We start from the raw sequence: 555 nt of genomic DNA, 5'->3' as shown, positions 1-555 counted from the left end.
CCAATACTTATTTCGTGGTTGTTACAGACAATGACGGAGGAGATGACAACCTCGGATGTGAGACTACTGCTACTAGAGTATTAACGAACGAACAACAAGTGATCACTGCTACGCTTGACAACATCGCAATCACGGACTGTAACCCACGTACAGGTAGTGTCACCATTACTGATGTATTCGTCGATGCTGCCTCGGTCACATTCACTTCTGGATATAGTTTTGAATGGTATACCGATGCGGATGTACAACTTACAGGTGAAGCTACTGCATCCATCTCTGGGTATGATGCAGGTGACTACTACGTATTGATCTCTAACAACTCTACGAGCTGTGTCTCTGATAAAATCAACTTTACCATTGACGACAATTCCGTAGCTCCGACCGTTTCAATAAACATTATTGAAGATGACTCTTCTTGTGGTGGAACACCAAACGGTGAACTACAAGCTGTCGTAAACGGTGGAGTCGCTACTGGATTTGACTTCCAATGGTATCACACAGCAGTTGCTGCTGGAAATGAAGTAGGAACAAACTCCGCTACACTTTCTGGTATTG

Annotated in this window: 1 protein-coding gene; it reads left to right on the top strand. The window is 44.0% G+C overall.

Annotation, left to right across the window (positions count from 1 at the left end; genetic code table 11):
• On the top strand, nucleotides 1-555 hold a 555-nt coding region (locus BFP72_RS19050), incomplete at both ends, for a hypothetical protein (RefSeq protein ID WP_158233202.1).

The organism is Reichenbachiella sp. 5M10, from assembly GCF_002742335.1.
Classification (GTDB): Bacteria; Bacteroidota; Bacteroidia; order Cytophagales; family Cyclobacteriaceae; genus Reichenbachiella.
This window is presented reverse-complemented; position numbering and strand designations above follow the sequence as displayed.